Annotated in this window: 5 protein-coding genes, 2 tRNA genes and 1 pseudogene; all 8 read right to left on the bottom strand. The window is 60.5% G+C overall.

Annotation, left to right across the window (positions count from 1 at the left end; translation table 11 throughout):
• Positions 1-82: 82 nt before the first annotated feature.
• Positions 83-158, bottom strand: a tRNA-Glu gene (locus HHJ19_RS12285).
• 75 nt (positions 159-233) lie between these two features.
• A tRNA-Ala gene (locus HHJ19_RS12280) sits at positions 234-309 on the bottom strand.
• Positions 310-379: 70 nt separating this feature from the next.
• Entirely contained in the window at positions 380-1,774 is a 1,395-nt protein-coding gene (gene gltX, locus HHJ19_RS12275) for a glutamate--tRNA ligase (protein ID WP_296907744.1), read from the bottom strand.
• Entirely contained in the window at positions 1,771-2,997 is a 1,227-nt protein-coding gene (locus tag HHJ19_RS12270; RefSeq protein ID WP_296907741.1) for an O-succinylhomoserine sulfhydrylase, read from the bottom strand. Before HHJ19_RS12270 ends, gltX begins: the two co-directional genes overlap by 4 nt.
• Before the next feature lies 1 nt (position 2,998).
• Positions 2,999-4,528 carry an amidophosphoribosyltransferase gene (gene purF / locus HHJ19_RS12265; RefSeq protein WP_296907739.1) on the bottom strand — a complete coding sequence of 510 codons (1,530 nt, stop codon included), beginning with the start codon at positions 4,526-4,528 and terminating at the stop codon, positions 2,999-3,001.
• Positions 4,529-4,581: 53 nt separating this feature from the next.
• Positions 4,582-5,067: a CvpA family protein gene (locus HHJ19_RS12260; protein ID WP_296907737.1), complete on the bottom strand. Its 486-nt coding sequence runs from the start codon at positions 5,065-5,067 to the stop codon at positions 4,582-4,584.
• Between the two features lie 15 nt (positions 5,068-5,082).
• A complete protein-coding gene (locus HHJ19_RS12255; RefSeq protein ID WP_296907734.1) occupies positions 5,083-5,943 on the bottom strand; it encodes an SPOR domain-containing protein in 861 nt (286 codons plus the stop codon).
• Positions 5,944-6,072: 129 nt separating this feature from the next.
• Positions 6,073-6,669 (bottom strand): annotated as a pseudogene (locus HHJ19_RS12250) (cyanophycin synthetase); the annotation flags it as partial.
• Positions 6,670-6,734 lie beyond the last annotated feature (65 nt).

Here is a 6,734-nt window from a genome sequence, read left to right as displayed (position 1 = left end):
ACTCCTGGTAAATAGCGTTTGCTCTTGCGAGCCAAGTGCTAATGACTTGTGCTTTTTTTCTTCACATCGCTGCGAAAAAATCTGGCGACCCCACGGGGATTCGAACCCCGGTACCTACCGTGAAAGGGTAGTGTCCTAGGCCTCTAGACGATGGGGTCTAAACCTTGGAACTTCCAGAGCAGGCCTTTTACAACCTGCCAAAATACTTTTCATCAAATCTTGACGACAACCTTTGGTGGAGGTAAACGGGATCGAACCGATGACCTCTTGCATGCCATGCAAGCGCTCTCCCAGCTGAGCTATACCCCCCTTGGCACCAATTACTTGATAACCTGTCGAGCCTCGAATTATAGCGAGAAAAATCGCCCATTTCAAATTCTCAAACGAAATTCAATTTATCGATCACTTTCTCCCGCCTCATCAGTTCGAGGATGGCGTCGAGCGATGGCGTGTGCGGCGTTCCCATCACCAGCACGCGAACCGGCATGGCCAGTTGCGGCATTTTCAGGCCGGTCTCAAGCAGCACCTGCTTGATGGCGGCGCCAATTGCCGCCTTGTTCCATTCGCAACCCGCCAGGGCCTGCGCCAGCATTGTTAGTGCCGGCCGCACCGCCTCGGTCACATGCAGGCTGACATCTGCCGGGTCGGGCTGCCCCCCCGTGACAAGTAGCTGCAGCCAGCCAGCCAGTTCGAACAGCGTGCTGCAGCGGTCCTTGAACAGTCCGCAGCCGCGCGCCAGCCACTGCGGATCCTGCAACTCCAGCCCCTGGGCCGCCAGAAAGGGCTGCACCAGTTCGGCGACTTCGTCATTGGCCATAGCCTTGAGGTGCTGGGCATTCACCCAGCGCAGTTTGGCTTCGTCGAACTGTGCGGCGCTCTTGCCGAGGTGGTCGAGGCTGAACCACTCGATGAACTGTTCCCGGCTAAAAATTTCGTCGTCGCCGTGGCTCCAGCCCAGGCGCGCCAGATAGTTGACCATGGCGTCGGGCAGATAGCCCTCGGCGGCATACTGCGTGACCGGCTTGGCGCCGCTGCGCTTGCTCATCTTCTCGCCCAGCTCATTGAGCACGGTCGGCAAATGGGCATAGACCGGAATCTCCTTGCCGAGCGCGCGAAAAATGTTGATCTGGCGCGGCGTGTTGTTTACATGGTCGTCGCCGCGAATTACATGCGTTATCGCCATGTCCATGTCATCGACCACGACGCAAAAATTATAGGTCGGCGTGCCGTCGGGCCGCGCAATGACGAGATCATCAAGCTCGTCATTGCTGATCTCGATGCGGCCCTTGACCTTGTCGTCCCAGATGACCGATCCGCCCTGCGGATTCCTGAAGCGCAGCACCGGCTGCACGCCTGCGGGAGTGGCCGGCAGTGTCTTGCCGGGTTCGGGCCGCCAGCTGCCGTCATAACGCGGCTTTTCTTTTGCCGCCATCTGTGCCTCTCGCAGCGCGTCGAGTTCGGCCACGCTCATGTAACAAGGGTAGACGTGGCCTGCCGCCTGCAACTCTGCCAGCACCGCCTTGTAGCGGTCCATGCGCTGCATCTGGTAGAACGGGCCTTCGTCATAGTCCAGACCCAGCCAGCGCATTCCTTCGATGATCACGTCGACCGCGGCCTGGCTGGATCGCTCCAGGTCGGTGTCTTCAATCCGCAAAATGAAATCGCCGCCGGTGGCGCGCGCAAACGCCCACGGGTACAGCGCCGAGCGGATGTTGCCGAGGTGAATAAAGCCTGTTGGCGAAGGGGCAAATCGGGTTCTGGTTTTTTGTGTCATGTCAGGCTGTCCAGGCCGAGCGCGAGATCCGCTTTCAAATCATCAATATATTCAAGGCCCACAGCCAGACGGACCAGACCCTGGCTGATGCCCGCAGACTGCCGCTGCGCTTCGGTAAGCCGGCCGTGTGAAGTGGTCGCCGGATGCGTGACCGTGGTTTTGGTGTCACCAAGGTTGGACGTGATGCTGCAGATCCGGGTGCTGTCGATCACATGGAAGGCGTTTTTGCGGGCCTGTTCAGCGTCTGCGCCCCTCAGTTCGAACGCGACCACCGCGCCACCGCAACCGTGCCCATTGAGCCGCTGCTGCCGCATCGCGAGCGCGTGCTGGGGGTGCGACTCCAGGCCGGGGTAGTACACGCGTGCCACGCGGGGCTGCGCTTCCAGCCAGCTTGCCAGTGCCAGCGCGTTGGCGCTTTGCGCCTGCATGCGGATGGACAGCGTCTCCAGACCCTTGAGCACGACCCAGGCATTAAAGGGCGACAGCGACATGCCGGCACTGCGCATGACAGGAATCAGCTGCTCGTCAATGATTTTTTTCGACCCGCAGATGGCGCCCGCAATTACGCGGCCCTGGCCGTCGAGGTATTTGGTGCCGGAATGAATCACCAGATCGGCGCCGAAGCTGACCGGCTGCGACAGCGCGGGCGAGCAAAAGCAGTTGTCCACCACCAGCAAGGCACCGGCCGCGTGGGCGATGTCGGCCAGCGCGCGAATATCGCAGACCTCCGTCAGCGGATTGGTCGGTGTTTCGGCAAACAACAGTTTTGTATTCGGCTTGACGGCTGCTTGCCACTGTGCCACGTCGGTTTGCGAGACAAAGGTAGTTTCAACGCCAAACTTGCCGAACTCGCTGCCAATCAGCTTGATGGTCGAGCCAAACACCGATTGCGAGCAGATGATGTGGTCGCCGCATTTGAGCAGCGCCATGCACATCAGCAAAATCGCCGCCATGCCGCTGGCCGTGCCGATACACGCTTCGGTGCCTTCCATGGCCGCCAGCCGCTGCTCCATACTGGCCACCGTCGGGTTGCCGAAGCGCGAGTAGATGTAGCCTTCTTCCTCATTGGCAAAGCGCCGCACTGCCGTTGCTGCATCCGACTGCACAAAGCTGCTGGTCAGAAACAAGGCTTCGGAATTTTCACCGTACTGGCTTTTATCCACCGCCGTGCGCACGGCCAGCGTGTCGCGGTGCAAGTTGTCTGGCAATTTTCTTTCAGTCATTTCACGCTTCCTGCGGATTGGGTAACGCCAGACGGGAGACATCGGCGTCGCCGTCATCGCCAATTTTCTCGGCGGTGTCGGCGCGCAGGGAATTCATCGCGGAAATCGTTTCGGCCGTCACGTCACCAGTGACGTAAACGCCGTCAAAACAGGAAGCATCAAAACCATCAAGCGCCGGATTCAGCGAACCGATGGCGCGTTTCATGCCCTCCACATCCTGGTAAATCAGTGCGTCGCAGCCAATCACCTGGCGGATTTCTTCCACCGTGCGGTCATGCGCGACCAGATCGGACGGCGTTGGCATGTCGATACCGTAAACATTGGGAAAACGCACCGGCGGCGCGGCGCTGGCCAAATAGACCTTGCGTGCGCCGGCGTCGCGCGCCATCTGCACGATTTCGCGGCTGGTGGTGCCACGCACGATGGAGTCATCGACCAGCAACACATTACGCCCCTTGAACTCACTGGCAATCACATTGAGCTTTTGGCGCACTGACTTTTTGCGCACGCCCTGGCCCGGCATGATGAAAGTGCGGCCCACGTAGCGGTTTTTGACAAAACCTTCGCGGTAAGGAATGCCCAGCAGATGCGCCAGCTGCGTGGCACTGGGGCGGCTCGATTCGGGGATCGGAATGATCACGTCGATCTCATTGGGCGGCACCGTGGAGACCACCCGCTTGGCCAGCGTTTCACCAAGGTTCAGGCGTGCCTGATAGACCGAAATGCCGTCAAGCACGGAATCGGGCCGCGCCAGATAGACAAACTCAAAAATACAGGGCTTGAGCTGGGACTTGGCCGCGCATTGTTCGGCATGCACCTTGCCGTTCATATCGACGTATACCGCTTCGCCCGGCGCGATGTCGCGATCGAACTGATGCGCCGTGCCCTCCAGCGCGACCGATTCGCTCGCCACCATCACGGTGTCGCCGCTTTGGTTTCTGCCATGCCCCAGGCACAGCGGGCGGATGCCAAACGGGTCGCGAAACGCCAGCAGTCCGTGGCCGGCAATCAATGCCACCACCGCGTACGAGCCCTTGATACGCTTGTGCACGCCGCGCACCGCAGCAAACACGTCGGTCGGCGTGAGCGGCAGGCCGCGCGTGGTTTTTTCCAGCTCATGCGCCAGCACGTTGAGCAGCACTTCAGAGTCGCTGTCGGTGTTGATGTGGCGGTGGTCGGTATTGAACAATTCGGCTTTCAGCTCGGCCGCGTTGGTCAGATTGCCATTGTGTGAAAGCACCAGGCCAAAGGGCGCATTCACATAAAACGGCTGTGCCTCGTCTTCACTGTAGGCATTACCCGCTGTGGGGTAGCGCACCTGGCCCAGGCCTACATTGCCTGGCAGCGCGCGCATGTTGCGGGTACGAAAAACATCGCGCACCATGCCCTTGGCCTTGTGCATAAAAAACTTGCGGCCTTGCTGCGTGACGATGCCGGCGGCATCCTGGCCGCGGTGCTGCAGCAACAGCAGGCCATCGTAGATTAGCTGGTTAACCGGCGCTTTACTGACGATGCCGACTATGCCGCACATGGTGTTCCGTTCATGGTGTGTTGACCTCTCAAGGAAAATTCAAAAAAAGCAGTTCAATTCAGATACCTGGCAAATGGCTCTGGCAGCAAAGGCTTGAGCCCCCGGAGCGTCGCCGACAGCGCATTCGCGCCGCTCGATTCCTGCCACCACGGGCTAGACCCGAGCGCCGTCATGTCCATCACGACGGCGGCGGCGAGCAACAAAATCACGCCTCGCAACAGGCCGAAAGCCGCGCCAAGCGTGCGATCCACGGGCCGCAAGCCGATGGCTTCGACCAGCTTTTTCAGCAAAAAGGCCAGCAGGCCAGCAGCGAACACTGCCGCGATAAAAACCAGCACAAAGGCCGCTGCATAACGCACCGGCTCCGAAGCCGACTGCAGCGGCAGCAATGTCGCCACCTGCGGTGCAAACCATTGCGCCACGTAAAACGAGATCGCCCAACCGAGCACCGACAACACCTCGTAGACCAAGCCACGCCAGGCACCCAGCAGCATGGAAAAGAGCAACACGCCCCCCATAACCCAGTCCAGCGTCGTCACAAATCTGCAAACCGTTTACAGGGTCAGAACGGCAGCGGACAAACCAAGTGACTTGATTTTTCCGGCCGCCTGTTCCGCCTCGGCCTTGCTGGCAAAAGGCCCCACGCGGACGCGGGTGCGCTTGCCATCCTTCGTGTCGGCGACCTGGGTGTAAGTCTTAAGGCCGGCTTTCTCAAGCCTGACGCGCGCTTCAGTGGCCTTGGCAGCGTCGGCAAAAGCGCCCACCTGCACCACCACGCGCCCTTCCCCTTCGACAGTGACAGCGGCAGGCTTGCCAGCGCGTTGCTGCTGCGCCGTACCGTTGAGAAGCGCAATGGCACGCGCACCGTCGTCCTCGACAGCTGGCGGCTTGGCGACGGGCTTGCTTTCTGCCCTGACGGGCAGCTTGGCTGGCGGCTTGTCCGCAACCTTAGGCTCGGCCTTGGCCTCGACTTTCAGCGGGGATTTCGGCGCCGGTTTTGCTTCGCTTTTAATAGCTGAAGATGCCGATGCTTCCTGGACCGGCTCGGGTTTTGACGACAAAATCTCCTCCCGGGCCGCCAGGCTTGCCGCAGCAGCCACTTTTTCAACCGGCGCAGCTGGCGGTGCCGGGCTGGACACATTGGCGTCTGCCCGCCCAACAGCTGGCACGGGCACAGACAATGGCTTGACGCTGTTTTTTCCCGGAATCTCGATTGGAATATCGACCGGAATCGGCCTTGGCTGCGTATCAAACAGCAGCGGAAAACCAACCACCCCCAGCAACACCAGCACCACCGCACCGATCAGACGGTGCTTGGCGCGTTTTCGCATCGCTTCCACGCTTTCCGGTTGGGCGGCTGGGCCGGCGGCAGAAGCAGTATTTGAACTGCCCCGGCGGAAGTTGAAAAACGCCATGGTGTGTCTTGAATCCGTTAGGAATAACGTTAAAGGTGACGTGAACGATGACTTGAAGGTCAACTTTAATAGCAACTGCGCAAGCGACGGGGTGGCTGATTTGTCCGGTTTTTTGAGGTTTGCCCGACCTCATGCGCCGAGGTGCGGTGCCGAAAGCCGCGGTATGCCGTTCTTCAAAATGCCACCGACCGTGAAGAACGACCCGAAAACTACAATTCTATCAGTGGGGTTTGCGGCCCTGACAGCGGCTTGCAGAGCTTCCCCGGGGCTCTCGTAAGCGTTGGCAGTCACCTCAACGCGGCTGTTGCCGGCCTGCCAGCGAGCGCGCAACGCCTCCCCCGTGGCGGCCCTCGGTGTCGGCAAATCGGTGAAATACCACTTGTCGATCAGTGGCCCCACTCGCGCAAACATGGGCGCGACATCCTTGTCGGCCATGGCACCAAACACCGCGTGGGTGCAGCCGTAATAACCCATGGCGTCCAGGTTTTCAGTCAGCGCGGCGACGGCATGCGGGTTGTGCGCCACATCAAGCACCAGCGTCGGCTGGCCGGGAATGATCTGGAAGCGCCCCGGCAACTCGACCATTGAGAGACCGACGCGCACCGCCTGGGCCGTCACCGGCAGGTGGTCGCGCAGGGCGGTCAGCGCGGCCAGCACGCCCGAGGCATTGACCAGCTGGTTGGCGCCGCGCAGCGCCGGATAAGCCAGCCCGGCATAGCGCCTGCCCCCCCCCCCCCCACCCCCCCCCCCCCCGGAACCCCCACAAATTTAGTGAATTGCCAACACCCCCC

It is taken from the genome of Polaromonas sp. (assembly GCF_012927415.1).
In the GTDB taxonomy this organism is placed as follows: Bacteria; Pseudomonadota; Gammaproteobacteria; order Burkholderiales; family Burkholderiaceae_C; genus Polaromonas.
Note: the sequence above shows the minus strand (reverse complement) of the source record. Positions and strands in the feature narration are given on the sequence as shown.